Here is an 18,528-nt window from a genome sequence, read left to right on the forward strand (position 1 = left end):
ACTATTATGTTTTCAATTTTTTTAGTACTTATCACAATAGTTTGCTTTCTTTTAGTGGTGGTAATCATGGTTCAAAACCCTAAAGGTGGTGGTTTATCTTCAACATTAGGCGGATCTCAACAATTAGGAGGTGTTCAAAAAACTACTGACTTTTTAGACAAAAGTACTTGGACTTTAGCAACAGTTTTAATCCTTTTGATTTTATTCTCTAGCTTGAGTTTTACGTCGGAATCTGAAACTAAAATCATTGACGACACAGAAATAGCTGCTCCAAAACCAGCTGCTCCAGCAACTGAAACTGCCACACCTGCAGAAACTCCAGCAGAATAATTTCTGACTTAATAAAATATCCAATGCCAGCTTCAATGCTGGCATTTTTTTTAGCTGAAAATTTGTCAGCAAACTTGTTACTGGCACAATTTCTGAAAATCAGATTTCATCTTAATTTAAATTATTTAAAAACATAAATATTATGGCATTAAACATTAAACCACTTTCAGACCGCGTTTTAATTGAGCCTGTTGCTGCCGAAACCCAAACAGCTTCGGGCATTTTTATTCCTGACACAGCTAAGGAAAAACCTCAAAAAGGAACTGTAGTTGCCGTTGGAAACGGATCTAAAGATCACACCATGACTGTTAAAGTTGGCGATACTGTTCTATACGGAAAGTATGCAGGAACCGACTTGAAATTTGAAGGAAAAGATTATTTGATTATGCGTGAGGATGACATTCTTGCGATAATCTAAAAAAAGTAGTAAGAATTAAGTACAAAGTAGTAAGACTAGTTAACAAACAAATAAAATGGCAAAAGATATAAAATTTGATATTGAAGCACGTGACGGATTAAAACGTGGAGTTGATGCTTTGGCAAATGCAGTAAAAGTAACCCTTGGACCAAAAGGTCGTAATGTTATTATTGGAAAATCATTCGGTGGACCAAACGTAACCAAAGATGGTGTTACTGTTGCAAAAGAAATTGAATTGAAAGATCCGTTGGAAAACATGGGTGCTCAAATGGTGAAGGAAGTCGCCTCTAAAACCAATGACTTGGCTGGAGACGGAACTACAACAGCTACGGTTTTAGCACAAGCTATCGTTAAGGAAGGCTTGAAAAACGTTGCTGCTGGTGCAAATCCAATGGACTTGAAAAGAGGAATCGACAAGGCTGTTGAAGCTATTGTGGCCGATTTATCTAAACAAGCAAAAGTTGTCGGAAGCGATTCTGAAAAAATAAAACAAATTGCTTCTATCTCTGCTAACAATGACGAAGTTATTGGAGATTTGATTGCTACGGCTTTCGCCAAAGTAGGGAAAGAAGGTGTCATCACGGTTGAGGAAGCTAAAGGAACGGATACTTATGTAGACGTTGTGGAAGGAATGCAATTTGACAGAGGTTATCTTTCTCCTTATTTTGTTACGAATCCAGAAAAAATGGAAGCAGAATTAGAGAACCCTTATATCCTTTTATACGATAAAAAAGTATCTTCTCTGAAAGAATTACTTCCAGTTTTGGAGCCAGTTGCACAATCAGGAAAACCATTGTTGATTATTGCTGAAGATGTTGACGGTGAAGCTTTATCTACATTGGTAGTAAACAAACTTCGTGGAGCGTTGAAAATTGCCGCTGTAAAAGCCCCAGGTTTCGGCGACAGAAGAAAAGCAATGTTGGAAGACATCGCCATTTTAACTGGAGGAACTGTAATTTCGGAAGAAAGAGGTTATACTTTGGAAGCTGCTACTATTGAAATGTTGGGAACAGCAAAAAGAGTAAGCATTGATAAAGATAATACTACAATCGTTAGTGGTGCTGGTGAAGCGGATATGATCAAAAACCGTGTAAACCAAATCAAAGGTCAGATGGAAACTACGACTTCTGATTATGACAAAGAAAAATTGCAAGAACGTTTGGCTAAATTGGCCGGTGGTGTTGCAGTTTTGTATGTTGGTGCAGCTTCTGAAGTGGAAATGAAAGAAAAGAAAGACAGAGTTGACGATGCACTTCACGCTACCCGTGCCGCTGTTGAAGAAGGAATTGTTGCTGGTGGAGGTGTTGCACTTCTTAGGGCTAAAAATGCCTTAAAAGACATCACTGCAGATAATGCAGACGAAGCTACAGGAATTCAGATTGTTTCTCGTGCAGTTGAAGCCCCTTTGAGAACTATCGTTGAAAATGCAGGACTTGAAGGTTCTGTTGTGGTGGCAAAAGTTGCAGAAGGTTCTGGAGATTTTGGTTATAATGCGAAAACAGATGAATATGTTGATATGCTAAAAGCTGGAATCATCGACCCTAAGAAGGTTACTCGTGTGGCACTAGAAAATGCTGCCTCGGTTGCCGGAATGATCCTGACGACTGAATGTGCTTTGGTCGAAATTAAAGAAGAAAATGCCGGAGGTGGAATGCCAATGGGTGGTGGAATGCCAGGAATGATGTAATATTCATTTAGTTAAAGTTTTAAAGGCGAATATGATTTATTTCATATTCGCCTTTTTTGGTATCATTTTTGGAAACATTTTTTTACAAAAAATTCTACTATGATAAAAAATTATCTTTACCTAATTACTTTATTGGCATTTACAAGTAGCTATTCCCAAAACAACTCCGATGTAAGCCAAGCAAAAATAGCTTCCGTATTTGAAAATTATTTTAATTTAGAAAGGGAAGCCATCCATCTGCACCTCAATAAAACTACATTTCTAGATAATGAAACCATTTGGTTCAAGGGATACGTAATCAACCGAAAAAATGCCAAACCCTTTTTCACTTCAAACATTTTCATCCTACTTTTAGATGAAAATGGGAAGCAGGTTTCCGAACAGCTCGTTTTTGCAAGCAATGGTATCTTTTCGGGTAAAATTGATTTAAAATCAAATACATCTTCTGGAAATTATTACATCCAAGCCTATACGAATTGGATGAACAATTTTAGCGAAGACGAATCGACTATCTCAAAAATAACGGTTATCAATCCTTCACAAGGTGTGAAAAATTATAAAAAAGTAAATATTAATTCTCTAAAAATCAATATAAATCCTGAAGGAGGAAATTATGTAAGAGGTATTGAAAACTCAATGGGAATTTCATTCCTTGATTGTCGAAATAATAGTATTGACAGTCTTGAAGGAAAACTGCAAAATCTTAATGGTGAAATTTTAAGAACTTTTCGGCTTAACCGTTTTGGATATGCAAAAATAGTAGTGCCTCCAACGCCCGAAAAATTAAAGATTGTATTTAACTACAACAATCAAATATTTGAAAAAGATCTTCCAGAGCAGAAGCACATTGGTTTAGGCCTAGCCGTAAACAACATTAGCAATGAAAACAAAATTTTTGTCAGTTTAAATACAAACGAAGAAACTCTCAAAAACTTAAACAATAAAAAACTATTTCTAGTTATCAATAAAGATAGTAAGTCGATTATTCAAGAATTTTCATTTAAAGATCACAAAAGCAAGGCATTTACTATAGAAACCAAAACCCTTTTTAAAGGCATTAATACTTTGAGGATTATTGATGGTGATCTAAATCAGTTATGCGAAAGGCTTATCTATTCTGATTCCCTAGTAACAAATTATGCCACACCGATTACGATAGTTAAAAACAAATTGGATAAAGAAAAAATTAGCTTAGTTGGATATAACAGTTTATCCAATTCTTACCTAAGCTTATCGACTTTGCCAGAAAAAACAAAAGGCAATGATTTGAATAAAACCACTATTAATGTTGGTTTAAATATAAATCCCTACCTTAAATATCCGCTTGAAAATTCATCTTATTATTTTACGAATAGGAATAGAATAAAAAAGATTGAGTTGGACATGGTACTTGTCAATCAACACGAGGTAAAATATGATTGGAAAAATATGAATATCAACCCTCCTAAATCAAATTATAGTTTTGATATAGGATTAAGTATTGAAGGTACAATAGATGACCAAATTAAAAATAAAGCCGACCATAAGGTAAAACTCTTGTCTTATATTGATTTCATCAATAAACAAACAGATGTTACTGAAAATGGTAAATTTAAAATAGAAAATCTCATAGTTATTGACAGTTCCTACCTCAATCTCTCTCTTTTAAAATCTCCCGCTTTTAAAGAGGTTAAAACCAAATTAAATACTACAATTCTTAATAGATCCAGACCTTTTTACAAACCCTTTAAGCTTAAGTTAGATTCTTTTGAGGACTTTGAATATGAAACTATAACATACGAATATCCTAGCTTTTCGAATGAAGCAATAAAATTAGAAGATGTATTAATTAAAAACAAAAAACCAGAATTGATTTATGAAAATAAAATAGAAAACAGATTACTAAAAGGTTATAAGATGGAAGAAAGACACATAGGAATGTCTTTACTGCAATTCATACGTTACAACGGCTTCACAGTTAACGAAGTTCGGGGAGATATATTCATTTACTCTCGAAGACCAAACACTATTAATTCTGCACAATCTGAACCGGAAATAAATATAGACGGCATAAGAGTTCTTAATTTCAACGAGCTATATGGAATGAATTTGACCGATATTGATGAAATATTTTTAAGTCGCAGTGCTTCACCAATTGGAATGAATAATAGGCAAGGAATAATCAACATCTTCACTAAAAAACCAGAATTTGAAGATAGAGCCGATAATTTTAAATTCTTTATAGGAAAGGGATTTTCTGAACCTGTTAACTTTAAGCAAGAAAAATATACTGATACATCTGGAAAAGGATTTGACAATTATGGTGTTATAGGATGGAGTCCATACATTATTTCAAATGAAGGGGGGCAGTTTTTATACGAAATATCAAATTTACAAAAAGAAAAAGTTATTGTTGACATAGAAGGAATCAATATTAATGGAGAAATTATCCAACAAGAGTTGATTTTGAACCTAAACTAAAAAAGAAGCCCGTTTGACAATGAACATGCCCCAAAAAGTTAGACACTATTTGGGGCTTCTTTTATTCTGATGTTTCAGTTTTAGATTTCTTACTAAACTTTAATATGACAGGCAATATTGTTATAAGAACTAATACAATGACTATCAATTCTATATGTTGCTTCAAATCAATTTCATAATTCCTCAAAAGGAATCCATAAAGATAGTGTCCAGCAAAAATCAAACTGAACGACCACACAAAGGAACTGATGATGTTATAGAACATAAATTTCTTTTTCTCCATCATTACAATTCCTGCAACAATTGGTGCAAAAGTTCTGAAGATTGGTAAAAATCTAGCGAATATAATTGCTCTTCCTCCATGTTTTTCGAAGAAATCTTTGGACTGGACCAAGTATTTTTTCTTAAACCAAAAACTATCCTGCTTGTTATACAAATAGTAACCACTTTTAGAACCAAACCAATATCCAACCATATTTCCAAGGATACCTGCAAGTGCTACAAAAGTTGCCAATAATGTAACGTTTAAGAAACTGCTATCAATGAGAAAAACATTTTCTATCAATTCTCTATTATAAATTCCCGCTAGAAAGAGCAAACTATCTCCTGGAAGAAAAAACCCAGCAAACAAGCCTGTTTCGGCAAATACAATAAATAAAACTAAATAAAGACCAAGTTTGATTCCGTTGATGTCAAACTGTATATAAAACAGGGGATCAATAAGATTTTTCCAGTCGAAATTACTCATTTTTGGTTGGTTAAAATTTTGAGCGTGAAAGTAAGAATTATTTACTTGAACTACAATTATATTCAGATACTTTTAGTTTTTTATAACAGTTTAAAAACATTGCCATCAAATTTTCATTTTGAGATATAAAAAAACCGAGAAATCATCTCGGTTTTGGCTGAATTTTATTCTCTTTTGTAGGAACAACAAGTATGCAGTTTTTCATAATCCTCGTCCTTTGCACGAACCTCTTCTGTATCGTGACCTACTTTTGCAATGGCTTTTTGAACTTCAATGCCATTTGTTTTTTCTTCATTTATAATGAGATGCAACGTTTGGTCGTCCTGATGCCATTCTGCAGATTTCACTCCAGGAACTGTATAGGCTGCTTTTTCGATCCGCTTTTTGCACATCTCGCAATTTCCTCTTACTTCGATGTCCTTTTTTGCATTTTTACTTTTCTTCTCTTGTGCTTGCGACGAAAATCCAATTAAGGAAACGAAAAGCACGAACATTAATTTTTTCATTTTTTTGTCTTTACGAGGAACGACGTGTTCGCCGTGGCGAAAGCAATCTCGTCCTCAATTAGTATTATTTTATTTTAAATCGTAATCCCGCATAAAACATCTGCCCAAAAATAGGTGCATAGATTATTGACGTATCAAAATGCGAGCCAAATGGATCATGACCTCCAATAATGGCTTTCTCCTGCTTGTAATTACCGAGATTCTCAACTCCTGCATACATTTCGAAAACCGACGAAAAAGTCCTCGTAACCTGAGTATTCATCAACGAAAAAGAAGGCGAATAATCTCCTAATTGATCCATAACCGGATTCGTAGAAGTGTTTGGAAGCCTTTGTTTTCCCATCCAATTGTAGGTGAAATCGAATTTCCACTGTTTTCCTCCTTCAACAATATGTGTTTCATAGGCCAAGTTCGTGAAAAATCGATGCTTTGCCTGCAAAGGTCGCTCGATGTTTCCGCTTAAATATTCGGTTTGTATGTCATAATATTTATAGGCCGTTCTCAAATCGAAATGCTTGGCCAATTCATAATTGAATTCAATCTGCAAGCTGTTGGCAAACGATTTTCCGTTGTAGAACAGTGCCTGTTGTGGACCTGCATATAAATCCACGATGGCTTGATTCTGGAAATCGGTTCTGTAGAAATCAAAACCAATATCTGCTGAACGGTCAAAAAGGAAAAATCCCTGCATAAAACTCACGCCATAATTCCAGGCAATTTCAGCATCAAGCCCATAATTATTTCCGTTTTGATTCAGTATTTCAAAAGCCCTTGAGCTTGCAAAAAGTTGTTGATTTTCGGCAAAAATATTAGCATAACGTTTTCCTCGTCCTGCCGAAGCTCTCAAAACGGCCTTGTCCCAAGGATTGTATCGGATATGGATTCTTGGTGTTGCAAAAAGTCCCAAACGATTGTGTTTGTCCACTCTACCTCCGGCAACCAAGCTGAAATTTGTGGTGTTGTCATAGGTATATTCAAAAAAAGCACCCACCGAAGTATCAATCCTGTCGTAGCTTCCTGCGATATTCGGAACATTTACATATTCGTTATAATCATCATACGTGAAATTCAATCCCGTTGCGAATTTATTCATTGTATTATCGATAATCGAATTGAAGATAAGATTCGAATAATAGCTTTTCTGAGTGATGTCGTATTGGTTCAAACCAAAATACGATTCTTGTTTGTGCATGTTCAAAGAGTTTTGGAAACCGATACTTTGAAAGGGCATATCAGGAAAAACATAGCCTACTTTTGCAGAAACATCAAACTTTTCGGTATTTATTTCTGAACCCCAAAAATTGGTCGTTCCCTTGTCCCTATCCTTGTCAAATTCAAGTTCTCCGGTTTGTTTTTCATCTTTCATATATCTGAAATTAATGAAACTCACCCAGCCTTTTTCGGCATTCGTATATTGCCAACGGTTCAAAACATTGATTTGTTTTCCCAACGGGTTGTCCAAAAAATGATCGTGGTTCATATCGTTTTTTGCCACCCTCGTGTTTCCGTGAACAAACAAGCTGCTGCTCCATTTATCCGAAAATTTCTTGTTGAAATGGGTATTCAACTCAAAACGAGAATCGGTAGAACCATAAGCATTCAGAAAGAATGGAATGTCGCTTACCGGCTTGATTAGCTCTGTATTGATTTGGCCCGAGATACTTTCATAACCGTTTACAACCGAACCTGCACCTTTGGTAATCTGGATACTTTCGATCCAAGTTCCAGGCGTAAAAGAAAGTCCGTAAGCTTGTGAAGCCCCTCTAACGGATGGAATATTTTCTTCCGTAATCATCAGATAAGGACTTGTCAATCCAAGCATTTTTATCTGCTTTGTTCCTGTCAAGGCATCCGAGAAATTAACATCGATGGACGGATTGGTTTCAAAACTTTCCGCCAAATTGCAACAAGCGGCCTTCAGCAATTCCTTGCTTGTCATTACTGCCGTGTTGGTTACTGATTTATAAGATTTTCTTGTGCTTTTTGATTTTGCTTCCACTTTTACCGCCTGCAAGGTATCTTGAGCAAAGGCATTGAAAGACAAAAACAACAGCAAGAATATTGAAATGTGTTTTTGCATGATTTAATTTTAATGTTTAATAAAGACTTTAATCGCTAAGTTGTGCGATTTCTTTAAACATTAAAATCAGGCATAAAAGATGTATTGGCTGTAGAGTTTAAATAACGGTGGTGCATTGGCATCACAATAATAAACTATTTTTTCGGCTCGTTTCAGAGCTACAATTTCATTGAAAAGGAAAGGTTTCCAATCTTCTACCAAAAATGGAACATCAATCTGAAAAGAAAAATTTTTGATAATTTTATCCGAAGAATTATCTTCCAGATCCACCACTTTATCCTTGCAACATTGCTTGTGGTCTTTTGCTTTTTTAGCACAACATTCTTTATCCGAAGCACTCTTTTTTGGAGCATCACATGTTTCTTCGATAGTATAAACAGAAGAAATAGAAGCTATTTTCCCTTCACAAAAATGCACATTGAAAGCTATCCCAATATTGGAAACCAATAACAGGATTGCTAAAAATAAACTTGTGCATTTTTTGATATTCATACCGCAAAAGTATTCAAAAAAGTTAAACACCAGTACTTTATTTCTTTAAAAATTGATCCTGATAATAAAAAGCGGGCAAAAACAGCAACAAGAATATAGGCTGAATGATAAATCTTCTTACATAAAAAAGCATCATACTTTTCTCTGGCGTATAAAAATAAATAATCGCAAAGAAGGAAATTATCAGAATAGTAAAAAAAATACAGTAAAGAAAACCAGCGAATTTTATTAAATCTATTTGCTTGAAAATGACATATAAAATTCCTAATGAAATAATGGTGTTTAGCAAATAACGAAAAAATAAACCTGAAACTAATTTGAAATAATCCAATGACGGAATTTTAGAATGAAGGAATTCATCCTTAAAAAAATTTAAAAATGGATCATAAAATAACTTTTCCTCAAAATTTCGGATCAAAGCCAATAGTAAAATTAGTACAATTACTATAGCAGTTTCTTTTTTATGATTAATTATTTTTTTTAGCATGGTGCTGAAATTTATTGACCCAAAGTATCCACAACAAGAAAACAAAACCATAAATAATCAAAGGAAAAATCACGCCATGAAGCAGATCTTCGTATTCTGGGTAATTGATGATTCCAATAATAAGAAGAACAATTCGCAAAACATTCAATATATGTATCGCTAAAATTCCTGCAATGATAAAACCGAAAGTACGAAGGAATTTTCCACTGAAGGCTATTATAAAAGCAGTAAACAAGATCATTATACTGATCGCATTGCAACCCTCTATAATACGAACAACGGGTTTTCTATCTACAGTAACTAAAATTGATGGTTCTTCAGGAAGAGGCATTAACTTCGCATTGTAATCAAATGCTGTCAAAACATCGTGGGTTTGATGGGCGACCAATTGGGTCATTCCGTCGGTTTCAAATTTTTCAGCATCATATTGATTTAAAAAAAGCTGATAAATGACAATTAAAAGCAAATAGCTCAAAAAGAATTTACCCAGGAAAACCAAAAAAGGGCGGTATTTTATTAAATAGTCTTTCAAAATATAGTTTTAACAAATTTATATAATTTAAAGCCAACGGCAAATATTACTTTTGTATAAAAATTCTAGCACTATGACCTTTCAAGAATTAAAACCAAAAGTACAAGATATTTTACATCATACCGAAATTTTAAGAGAAGATAAACTTTTGCAGATATGTCATTTGCTCCTTGACAATATTGACTACTACGATTGGGTTGGCTTTTACTTCGCTAATCACGAAGAAAAAACATTACATCTCGGACCTTATGCTGGAGAACCAACCGATCATACAGTGATTCCTTTCGGAAAAGGTATTTGTGGACAAGTTGCAGTTTCCAACGAAAATTTCGTAGTTCCAGATGTAAAGGCACAAGACAATTATATTGCCTGCAGTTTCACGGTGAAATCGGAAATCGTAGTGCCTCTTTTTGTAGATGGAAAAAACATCGGCCAGATTGATATCGACTCGAATATAATTGATGCTTTTACCGAAGCCGACGAGCGATTTTTAGAATTTGTAAATGAGGAAATTGCAAAACTTTTTTAATGTAACAATTCCGAACGATTTGTTTAATTTTAAATAATCATTAAATTTTTCAATCTTTAAATTTTTCAATCCGAAAATAAAAGTTACTTTTGCACTCGAATAGGAAAAACTTATTCAATACATAATAATCATTAAACAATATTAGCATGTACTTAACTAAAGAAGTTAAAGAAGAAATCTTCGCTAAACACGGAGGAAAAGCTGAAAACACTGGATCTGCTGAAGGGCAAATCGCGTTGTTTACATTTAGAATCAACCACTTAACTGGTCACTTGAAAAAAAATCGTCACGATTATAATACAGAGCGTTCATTGGTGAAATTGGTAGGTAAAAGAAGAAGCTTACTAGATTATCTTAAGAAAACGGAAATCAACAGATACCGTGAGATTATCAAAGAATTGGGTATTAGAAAATAATCCATACAGAAAAGAGGTGCATACGCGCCTCTTTTTGTTTTTACATTATTGCAGAAAAAGTTTGGTTTTTCATTGGGTTTTAGAACAATAACTACACACAACAACTACAACACAACTAAAACCCATTGTTTAATCAATTAGAGAATTAATTTATGATTCCACAATTATTTGTAGAAAGCATCGATTTAGGTGATGGCAGAAGCATCACAATCGAGACAGGACGTTTGGCAAAACAAGCCGATGGTTCTGTAGTAGTAAGAATTGGAAAAACTGTAATTTTAGGTACAGTTGTTTCCGCAAGAAAAGCAAGTCCAGGTATCGACTTTTTACCGTTAACGGTAGATTACAGAGAAAAATTTGCTGCAGCAGGTCGTTTCCCAGGAGGTTTCTTCAAAAGAGAAGCTCGTCCAAGCGACAGCGAAGTATTAACAATGAGATTAGTTGACCGTGTTTTACGTCCGCTTTTCCCAAGTGATTATCATGCAGAAGTTCAAGTTATGATTCAGTTGATGTCTCATGACGAAGACATTATGCCAGATGCATTGGCAGGTTTGGCCGCTTCGGCAGCACTTGCTTTGTCTGACATTCCTTTTGAAACTTTGATTTCTGAAGCCAGAGTTGGAAGAATTGATGGAAAATTCATCATCAATCCATCTCGTGCACAATTAGAATTGTCGGATATCGACATGATGATTGGAGCTTCAACAGATTCTATCGCGATGGTAGAAGGTGAAATGAAAGAAATTTCAGAAGCAGAAATGTTGGAAGCCATTAAATTTGCACACGAACATATTAAAGTACAAATTGCTGCTCAAGAAAGATTGGCTGCTGCTTTTGGAAAAAAAGAAGTTCGTACGTATGAAAAAGAAAGATCTGACGAAGCTATTTACGCTAAAGTAAAAGAAGCTGCTTACGATAAGATTTACGCAATTGCTAGCAAAGGTTCGGCAAAACATGAACGTTCTGCTGCATTTGATGCTGTAAAAGAAGAAGTTAAAGCATTGTTTACAGACGAGGAATTGTTAGAAAACGGAGATTTAATTTCTAAATATTTCTACAAAACTAATAAGGAAGCAGTTCGTAACGTGACTTTAGATTTAGGAACGCGTCTTGACGGAAGAAAAACTACAGAAATCAGACCAATCTGGTGTGAAGTAGATTATTTACCATCTGTTCACGGTTCGGCATTATTTACTCGTGGAGAAACGCAAGCTTTGGCAACGGCAACTTTAGGAACTTCTAGAGAAGCCAACCAAATTGATTCGCCATCTGAACAAGGAGAAGAAAAATTCTATTTGCACTATAATTTCCCACCATTTTCTACAGGAGAAGCTCGTCCGTTAAGAGGAACTTCAAGAAGAGAAGTTGGTCACGGAAACTTGGCACAAAGAGCCTTGAAAAACATGATCCCTGCTGAAAATCCTTATACCATCAGAATTGTTTCTGAAGTTTTAGAATCTAACGGTTCGTCTTCTATGGCAACTGTTTGTGCTGGAACATTGGCTTTGATGGATGCTGGAGTTCAAATGATTCGTCCAGTTTCTGGAATTGCAATGGGATTGATTACCGATGGAGAACGTTTTGCGGTTTTATCTGATATTTTAGGTGATGAAGATCATTTAGGAGATATGGATTTCAAGGTAACGGGAACTTCAGAAGGTATCACAGCTTGCCAGATGGACATCAAAATTGACGGATTGAAATATGAAATCATGGAGCAAGCTTTGGCTCAAGCTCGTGATGGACGTTTGCATATCCTTGGAAAACTAACTGAAACATTGGCTCAACCAAGAACTGACGTTAAGGTTCATGCTCCAAAAATCATCATGAGAACCATTCCTGGTGCTTTCATTGGTGCATTGATCGGACCTGGAGGAAAAGTAATTCAAGAATTGCAAAAAGCTACAGGAACAACTATCGTGATCAACGAAGTTGACGAGCAAGGTGTTGTTGAAATCCTTGGAACTGATCCTGACGGAATCGCTGCTGTATTGGCAAAAATCGATTCTATCATCTTCAAACCACAAGTTGGCGAAGCTTATGAAGTGAAGGTAATCAAGATGTTGGATTTTGGTGCGGTTGTAGAATATACAGAAGCTCCAGGAAACGAAGTTTTATTACACGTATCTGAATTGGCTTGGGAAAGAACAGAAAACGTAACCGATGTGGTAAACATGGGTGATGTTTTCCAAGTGAAATACTTAGGTTTAGACCCAAAAACAAGAAAAGAGAAAGTTTCTAGAAAAGCACTTTTACCAAGACCTCCAAGAGATGAAAATGCTCCAAGAGAAGAAAGAGCTCCTCGTCCAGAAAGACGTGACGATCGTAGAGACGACAGAAGATAAATTACAACTGTAAAAGGTTTAATTCAACTAAAACCCCATTTCATTCATTTGAGATGGGGTTTTTAAGTTTTAAATAGGTGTGCTATTATCAGTTACTCTTTTACAATTTTTACTGTGGCGTTACCAATTGTAGTAGTGATTTTTATAAAATACAATCCAATTTGAAGTTCTTCCAAATTTAAAGTTACTTCGTTACTATTGTGATTTGCTAACTTCATATTTCTACCATTAACATCTATAATTTCAGTGACAAGAATAGCATTTTGAGCATATAGATTTACAAACGTTTTTACTGGATTTGGAAACACAATTAACGTTTCATCCTCATATGTAGCAACATTAAGATTAGAACAACCAATTGCAGTTGGAACAAGTTTATTAACATTAGTTCCATCTCCTAATTGACCAAAATAATTATAACCCCATCCATAAAGACTTCCGTCTGATTTCAAAGCAAGCGAGTGGTCTTCCGCAGCACTGATAGTTTCCCAATTAAAATCTAAACTTACTATTGTAGGCGTATTTTTATCTACATAAGTTCCGTCTCCTAATTGACCAAAATAATTTCTTCCCCAAGACCACAAAGAAGAATCTGCTTGTATTGCAAGGGAATAATAAAAACCTGATGATATGATTTGCCAAGTTGAACCGAGACCAATTTGAATTGGCAAATTTTTATTAATATTTGTTCCATCACCCAATTGTCCATGATTATTTTCACCCCACGCCCAAAGTGTTCCGTTAGATTTGACAGCAATAGAATGGGTTGTTCCCGCACTGATCATCTGCCAGTCAGTATTAGAACCAACTTGAATCGGTAATACTTTTGGAATATTAGTACCATCTCCCAATTGACCATAAAAATTACTACCCCAGGCCCAAAGAGTTCCATCCGTTTTTGTAGCAATTGTGTGTGAAAAACCTGCACTTACACCTTGCCAATTTGTAGCCGTTCCTATTTGTATGGGGATATTTTTATTTGTCGTCGTTCCATCTCCTAATTGTCCAGAAACGTTAATACCCCAAGCCCAAAGAGTTCCGTCTGTCTTTATAGCAATTGAATAAAAATCCCCTGCACTTATACTTTGCCAATTCGTTGCTGTACCTATCTGTGTAGGTATTTGTTTACTGACATTTGTACCATCACCCAACATTCCATAATCATTTCTACCCCAAGCCCAAAGAGTCCCATCTGTCTTTATAGCAAGTGTGTGCTCAATTCCAGCACTTATGTTTTGCCAATTTGTATCGGCTCCAATTTGTGTGGGTATATTTTTATCAATACTTGTTCCATCTCCTAATTGTCCTAGAGAATTATAACCCCAAGACCAAAGTGTTCCATTACTTTTTATGCCATGACTATGATCGCCACCTCCAGCTGTTTTTGTAAAACATTGGGTAAAACTTTGCAGACTTAGGCTTAACAATAGTAACGTAAATATTTTTTTCATTTATTTAAATTTTTTCATCTGTAAAAATATGTATGTCTGTACATCTGCTACATTTAGATTATAAAAATACATCATATTACATATTATTTAATATGTGTTTATAAACTATTTTTTAATTTCAGGTAAAGTTTTACCAAGACCTCCAAGAGATGAAAATGCTCCAAGAGAAGAAAGAGCTCCTCGTCCAGAAAGACGTGACGATCATAGAGACGACAGAAGATAAATTACAACTGTAAAAGCTTTAATTCAACCAAAACCCCATTTCATTAATTTGAGATGGGGTTTTTAAGTTTGTAGCATTTTATACCTATATTTGATTTAACAAAAACAAACAAAATGGTTATTTTCTGCATAGTTATCATAATCTGTATCCTTGTCCTGTTCAGCAATCTCACAAAATTAAGAAGGGAAACGGATGATATTAAATTTACTCTAGGTAAAAATACTACTGAAAATAATGCTTTAAGAAAAGAAATCGATGAGCTTAAAAAAGTATTAGTAGGAAAAAATATTACTACAGAAACTTTTGAAGCTCCACAAAAAGAAAACAGACCTTGGGAAGTTGAAACAATCCCTAAACCTGTAAAAGAAATTGTTCCCGAAGAACAAAATCTTCCAATTGCAATTGTTGAGGAAATAGCAGTTGTTGAAAATACTGCTAATGAAGAAATCATCAAGGAAGAAGTTACAATTCAACTACCCGAAACAGTTGCACCTGTACATTTTGAAAGAAAGTCAGCTCCCGTTTTGGAAAAAGAAGTCGCTTTCGAGCAACCTATAAAAGAAGAAAGCTCCTTTTCTATACTCCTTAAAAATATCGAAAAACAATTTGCCGATAACTGGACGGGAATTCTAGGAACGGCAATCATGGTTCTCGGAATTGGATATTTAAGTATTTATACGGCTTTGAAAGTCGAGCCTCTCTTCAGGGTTTTGATTTTGTGGTTGTATTCTGGATTGCTGGTTGGCTCCTATTATGTACTTCAGAAAAAAGAAAAATGGACTAAAACGGGTCTGTGGTTGCGAAGTGCGGGAGCCAGTTTGTTCCTTTTTGGATGTTTTGGTGCTTCACAAATTCCGGCCTTGGCTTTTATTACTAACAATTATGCAGGTTATGCCTTGATTGGATTGGGAATATCTCTCAACTTGTATGTGGGATACATCATCAAACAGCAAACCTTCCTTTCACTTCATGTCATATTGAGCATCTTGGTTTTATGTGTGATTCCCGAGAAGATGCTCATAACATTTATCTTGGCAGCCATAACTAGTACGACTGGAATTATTTTATCCTATAAAGAAAAATGGGAATATCATTTATTGATTGTAATCATTGCTTTTATCATTTTTGATATTTGGTTCAATGCCGAAGGTTCGACACTTTCAGCCACACAAAACATAATTGCAATACTCGGAATCATCACCGTTGCCGGAAGTTGCATGTTCATGCAATACCGAAGTGTTTATGAAAATACACGTTTTGAAAAATCGGCTTTTATTACCCATCTTACCAACTGGATTTTGTTTGCTTTGGGATTGATCCTGCATTCAACCGGAAGTCCGTTCAAGACTTTTGTCCTTTTTGCTGGAGCCATCATCTGTTTTATAATTGCACTTCGAGCCCGAAAGAGAAAGATATACTGGTTGTATCATCTGGACGGGATGGTCGCCTTTGTCCTTTTTGCCTTGAGCATCATCATGCTGAACGATTGGAACATTGGCATCGACATCATTGCTTGCATTTTATACCTTACAACTGCTGTTTGCCTTTTTGTGGTTTACAGTCAGAAGGAAATCTTGTTGTATAAAATTTTCCTCGGAATCAACCATTTCCTTGCAGTAGCCTTAATTGTTTTTTCTGTTTTGATGATTTCGAATTCGTTGGAACCATCAAAAATTACAAACATCACTTTTTCCATTATCAGCTTGACGGTTATCTCGCTTGGGGTTGCCGTTTTTTCTGCCTTTAAAAAAGATTTTCTTTCGATTGATGCACTGTTTGGCAGTAACGAATTAAGTCTAAATGGAGTTCTATCACTTGTACTTTCGGTTTTTGTAGTGTTGAATTGGAACAGCATTTACGGGAATTCCTTTTATTATGTACTGATTTCGATAGCCTTAATCTGGTGTTTTCTGAAAATGAAATTGGACACGAAAACTTTTGATATCGGACGATTGTTCTTTTTTGGCTCCAGCCTCTTTGTCGGAATCATCCTGTTGAATGTTCAGGAAAAATCATATCTAGATGTCACATTGGCTTTTGCCTTTTTATCCGTATCCGTTTTCAACTGGACCGTGCCTCGTTTTTACAACAACAACACGTTTCTTATTCGATTTCTGTCGGTTTTAGGAATTAATGCTTTGCTTTTGGTGCTTTCGTTTAAATACCTGTCGCAACATCAAATCCTTCAAATATTCAGCTTGTTTGGAATTGCATTGCTGAATCACGAATTCTTATGGTTTACTTTCAAAACAAAAAAATTGGAAAACGACAATCAGACGTTGCTTTATATTTTCTATTTCGTGTTTATTGGTATCGGAAGTTTATTATTTCTAAATCATTCCCCGAACTTGGACAATTCAGAAATCGGGCTGACATGTCTAGGAATTACAATCATTGAAAGCTATGCTTTATTTGCAAAAAGGCTGCGAAACGCTTCAAATGAAACCATCGGTGGTTGGAAAAATTTCAATTTGCTAAATTCAGAATTTGTCCTTTTCAATGCCTTATTGTTTGGTTTCGCCTGTCTGAAAATAGACTACACAACCGTTTATTTATTGGGCTTGGCGATCATCAGCTTTATCGCTTTTACAAAATTCGAAGAATTCAAACGCTATTCTATTTATTCCTTTATTATTGTTTTGGGGGGAATAATTGCCACACTTTTCCTTGCCATTGCAAACCTACAGACTACAGATAAAACGTTGATTTATATTGTTCAAATAAGCAGCATCTTCCTTTCTGCTGTATATTCCTATTTGCAGTATACATCCGAAAAAGGAAACAGCAAAACGTTCGCTTCCACTTTAAATTACATCCAAAACATCTGGATCATACTCTTGCTTTTCATTCAAGTTGAAACCTCCTATTTACCGCTTTGCTTGATGGTTTTGGCATTGGTGAATTACGGTCTAATTGCATCCAACAGGATAAAAATCAGCCTCTACAACGCTCCAATTATTGGGATGCTGGGTATTGCCATTTCTGTTTTTCACAGCATCAGCAAGCTCAACAATTTCGAAATTATCGATTGGTTGCTTCAACTTGGAAGTGTCGGATTGGCGATTGTGCTTGTGGTTCTTCTGCACAAAAAATCAAAAATTGTGTTGTATAATGCCGACCAGGTGATCTTGAACATCTGGGTTTCCGTCATTATGTTTTCGCAACTCGACCATAAATGGTTGCTGGTTTATTGGGCCATAACTGCGATTGTGAATGTGTTTTTATACCATAAAAAAATCAGCAAGGAAAAAAGCATCAGCATCATCTATTACCTATTAGCCAATATCCATCTTGGTATTTTGAGTTTTAATTTTTATGAAGCTCGATTCCTCCCGATTTATTTATTGATTTTTGCCCTTTTGGGAATCTATGTCTATCTCGCCTATAAATGGATGGAAGCGTTCAAACTCAAAAACAGCCTCCTGATTTATACCGCCACATTAAGCATCGGTTGCTTTTTGTTTTTGACTTTTGATAAAGGAATCCTGACGTTCTTCTGGATACTTGAAGCTTTAGGATTATTGATTTTAGGCATCATCCTAAAAGAAAAATACTTCCGATACGTTTCGCTTTCACTTGTTGGAATATGCGTCATCCGATTGATGTTCTTCGATTTATCGAATACTGATTTCCTTATCCGAGCATTGGTTTTGGTTGGTGTAGGAGTTGTGCTGATTATCATGAACAGCTTGTTTAAGAAATACAAGGACCGATTTGATTAAAAAGTAAAACCCCATTTCATTCATTTGAAATGGGGTTTTTAAGTTATACTTTTGAATGGTGCAACTAATCTAATTTCAATTCCTTACTAAAGTTGTCAAAAA

16 protein-coding genes are annotated in these 18,528 nt (G+C 35.2%); 9 read left to right on the forward strand and 7 right to left on the reverse strand.

The genetic code is table 11. The features are described from left to right. The first annotated feature begins 6 nt into the window (after nt 1-6). The 4 genes from secG to J2X31_RS01100 all read left to right on the forward strand — a co-directional run bounded on the left by secG (nt 7) and on the right by J2X31_RS01100 (nt 4,895). On the forward strand, nt 7-330 hold the full coding sequence (gene secG / locus J2X31_RS01085) for a preprotein translocase subunit SecG (RefSeq protein WP_310023702.1): 324 nt from the start codon (nt 7-9) through the stop codon (nt 328-330). Between the two features lie 142 nt (nt 331-472). Beyond that, nucleotides 473-748, forward strand: coding sequence for a co-chaperone GroES (locus J2X31_RS01090; protein ID WP_026704077.1), 276 nt, complete (start codon nt 473-475; stop codon nt 746-748). Nucleotides 749-803: 55 nt separating this feature from the next. Beyond that, nucleotides 804-2,435: a chaperonin GroEL gene (groL, locus tag J2X31_RS01095; RefSeq protein ID WP_310023704.1), complete on the forward strand. Its 1,632-nt coding sequence runs from the start codon at nt 804-806 to the stop codon at nt 2,433-2,435. Between the two features lie 480 nt (nt 2,436-2,915). Next, nucleotides 2,916-4,895, forward strand: a complete 1,980-nt coding sequence (locus J2X31_RS01100; protein WP_310023706.1) for a hypothetical protein — start codon at nt 2,916-2,918, stop codon at nt 4,893-4,895. Nucleotides 4,896-4,956: 61 nt separating this feature from the next. Here the strand turns inward: J2X31_RS01100 and J2X31_RS01105 are convergent, their stop codons facing one another. The 6 genes from J2X31_RS01105 to xrtF form a co-directional block, all read right to left on the reverse strand. After that, nucleotides 4,957-5,643 (reverse strand): DedA family protein, encoded by a 687-nt coding sequence (locus J2X31_RS01105; protein ID WP_310023707.1) that lies wholly within the window; start codon nt 5,641-5,643, stop codon nt 4,957-4,959. 164 nt (nt 5,644-5,807) lie between these two features. Continuing rightward, a complete protein-coding gene (locus J2X31_RS01110; RefSeq protein ID WP_310023708.1) occupies nt 5,808-6,149 on the reverse strand; it encodes a heavy-metal-associated domain-containing protein in 342 nt (113 codons plus the stop codon). A gap of 64 nt (nt 6,150-6,213) precedes the next feature. Continuing rightward, nucleotides 6,214-8,229 (reverse strand): TonB-dependent receptor plug domain-containing protein, encoded by a 2,016-nt coding sequence (locus J2X31_RS01115; RefSeq protein ID WP_310023709.1) that lies wholly within the window; start codon nt 8,227-8,229, stop codon nt 6,214-6,216. Nucleotides 8,230-8,295: 66 nt separating this feature from the next. Then, nucleotides 8,296-8,721 (reverse strand): HYC_CC_PP family protein, encoded by a 426-nt coding sequence (locus J2X31_RS01120; RefSeq protein WP_310023711.1) that lies wholly within the window; start codon nt 8,719-8,721, stop codon nt 8,296-8,298. A 37-nt stretch (nt 8,722-8,758) separates the two neighbouring features. Next, nucleotides 8,759-9,208 (reverse strand): exosortase F system-associated membrane protein, encoded by a 450-nt coding sequence (locus tag J2X31_RS01125; RefSeq protein ID WP_310023713.1) that lies wholly within the window; start codon nt 9,206-9,208, stop codon nt 8,759-8,761. Next, nucleotides 9,189-9,740, reverse strand: coding sequence for an exosortase family protein XrtF (gene xrtF / locus J2X31_RS01130; protein ID WP_310023714.1), 552 nt, complete (start codon nt 9,738-9,740; stop codon nt 9,189-9,191). The genes J2X31_RS01125 and xrtF overlap by 20 nt, the downstream gene beginning before the upstream one ends. A gap of 73 nt (nt 9,741-9,813) precedes the next feature. On the opposite strand from xrtF, the gene J2X31_RS01135 reads away from it, so the two are divergent. The 3 genes from J2X31_RS01135 (at nt 9,814) to J2X31_RS01145 (ending at nt 13,030) form a co-directional block, all read left to right on the forward strand. Further along, on the forward strand, nt 9,814-10,269 hold the full coding sequence (locus J2X31_RS01135; protein ID WP_310023715.1) for an XrtF-associated fRMsr-like GAF protein: 456 nt from the start codon (nt 9,814-9,816) through the stop codon (nt 10,267-10,269). Between the two features lie 146 nt (nt 10,270-10,415). Next, entirely contained in the window at nt 10,416-10,685 is a 270-nt protein-coding gene (gene rpsO, locus J2X31_RS01140; RefSeq protein WP_026704068.1) for a 30S ribosomal protein S15, read from the forward strand. A 152-nt stretch (nt 10,686-10,837) separates the two neighbouring features. Further along, on the forward strand, nt 10,838-13,030 hold the full coding sequence (locus J2X31_RS01145; RefSeq protein WP_310023718.1) for a polyribonucleotide nucleotidyltransferase: 2,193 nt from the start codon (nt 10,838-10,840) through the stop codon (nt 13,028-13,030). Nucleotides 13,031-13,122: 92 nt separating this feature from the next. On the opposite strand, the gene J2X31_RS01150 is transcribed toward J2X31_RS01145, so the two are convergent. Continuing rightward, the gene (locus J2X31_RS01150; protein ID WP_310023719.1) at nt 13,123-14,481 is read right to left on the reverse strand and encodes an RCC1 domain-containing protein; all 1,359 of its coding nucleotides are present in this window, start codon (nt 14,479-14,481) and stop codon (nt 13,123-13,125) included. A gap of 94 nt (nt 14,482-14,575) precedes the next feature. Here J2X31_RS01150 and J2X31_RS01155 point away from each other — a divergent pair, with 94 nt between their 5' ends. Together J2X31_RS01155 and J2X31_RS01160 are read left to right on the forward strand one after the other, a co-directional pair. Beyond that, nucleotides 14,576-14,704, forward strand: coding sequence for a hypothetical protein (locus J2X31_RS01155; RefSeq protein ID WP_310023720.1), 129 nt, complete (start codon nt 14,576-14,578; stop codon nt 14,702-14,704). 113 nt (nt 14,705-14,817) lie between these two features. Next, nucleotides 14,818-18,426: a DUF2339 domain-containing protein gene (locus tag J2X31_RS01160; protein ID WP_310023721.1), complete on the forward strand. Its 3,609-nt coding sequence runs from the start codon at nt 14,818-14,820 to the stop codon at nt 18,424-18,426. Nucleotides 18,427-18,528 lie beyond the last annotated feature (102 nt).

The sequence above is a fragment of the Flavobacterium arsenatis genome (assembly GCF_031456785.1).
GTDB lineage: Bacteria > Bacteroidota > Bacteroidia > Flavobacteriales > Flavobacteriaceae > Flavobacterium > Flavobacterium arsenatis.

Bases quoted from the DNA above. Each gene is read 5' to 3' on its own strand.
- J2X31_RS01150 (WP_310023719.1), bottom strand. From the start codon at position 14,481: ATGAAAAAAATATTTACGTTACTATTGTTAAGCCTAAGTCTGCAAAGT.
- J2X31_RS01135 (WP_310023715.1), top strand. From the start codon at position 9,814: ATGACCTTTCAAGAATTAAAACCAAAAGTACAAGATATTTTACATCAT.
- rpsO (WP_026704068.1), top strand. From the start codon at position 10,416: ATGTACTTAACTAAAGAAGTTAAAGAAGAAATCTTCGCTAAACACGGA.
- J2X31_RS01110 (WP_310023708.1), bottom strand. From the start codon at position 6,149: ATGAAAAAATTAATGTTCGTGCTTTTCGTTTCCTTAATTGGATTTTCG.
- J2X31_RS01160 (WP_310023721.1), top strand. From the start codon at position 14,818: ATGGTTATTTTCTGCATAGTTATCATAATCTGTATCCTTGTCCTGTTC.
- groL (WP_310023704.1), top strand. From the start codon at position 804: ATGGCAAAAGATATAAAATTTGATATTGAAGCACGTGACGGATTAAAA.
- J2X31_RS01090 (WP_026704077.1), top strand. From the start codon at position 473: ATGGCATTAAACATTAAACCACTTTCAGACCGCGTTTTAATTGAGCCT.
- J2X31_RS01120 (WP_310023711.1), bottom strand. From the start codon at position 8,721: ATGAATATCAAAAAATGCACAAGTTTATTTTTAGCAATCCTGTTATTG.
- J2X31_RS01145 (WP_310023718.1), top strand. From the start codon at position 10,838: ATGATTCCACAATTATTTGTAGAAAGCATCGATTTAGGTGATGGCAGA.
- J2X31_RS01105 (WP_310023707.1), bottom strand. From the start codon at position 5,643: ATGAGTAATTTCGACTGGAAAAATCTTATTGATCCCCTGTTTTATATA.
- J2X31_RS01125 (WP_310023713.1), bottom strand. From the start codon at position 9,208: ATGCTAAAAAAAATAATTAATCATAAAAAAGAAACTGCTATAGTAATT.
- secG (WP_310023702.1), top strand. From the start codon at position 7: ATGTTTTCAATTTTTTTAGTACTTATCACAATAGTTTGCTTTCTTTTA.
- J2X31_RS01100 (WP_310023706.1), top strand. From the start codon at position 2,916: ATGAACAATTTTAGCGAAGACGAATCGACTATCTCAAAAATAACGGTT.
- J2X31_RS01115 (WP_310023709.1), bottom strand. From the start codon at position 8,229: ATGCAAAAACACATTTCAATATTCTTGCTGTTGTTTTTGTCTTTCAAT.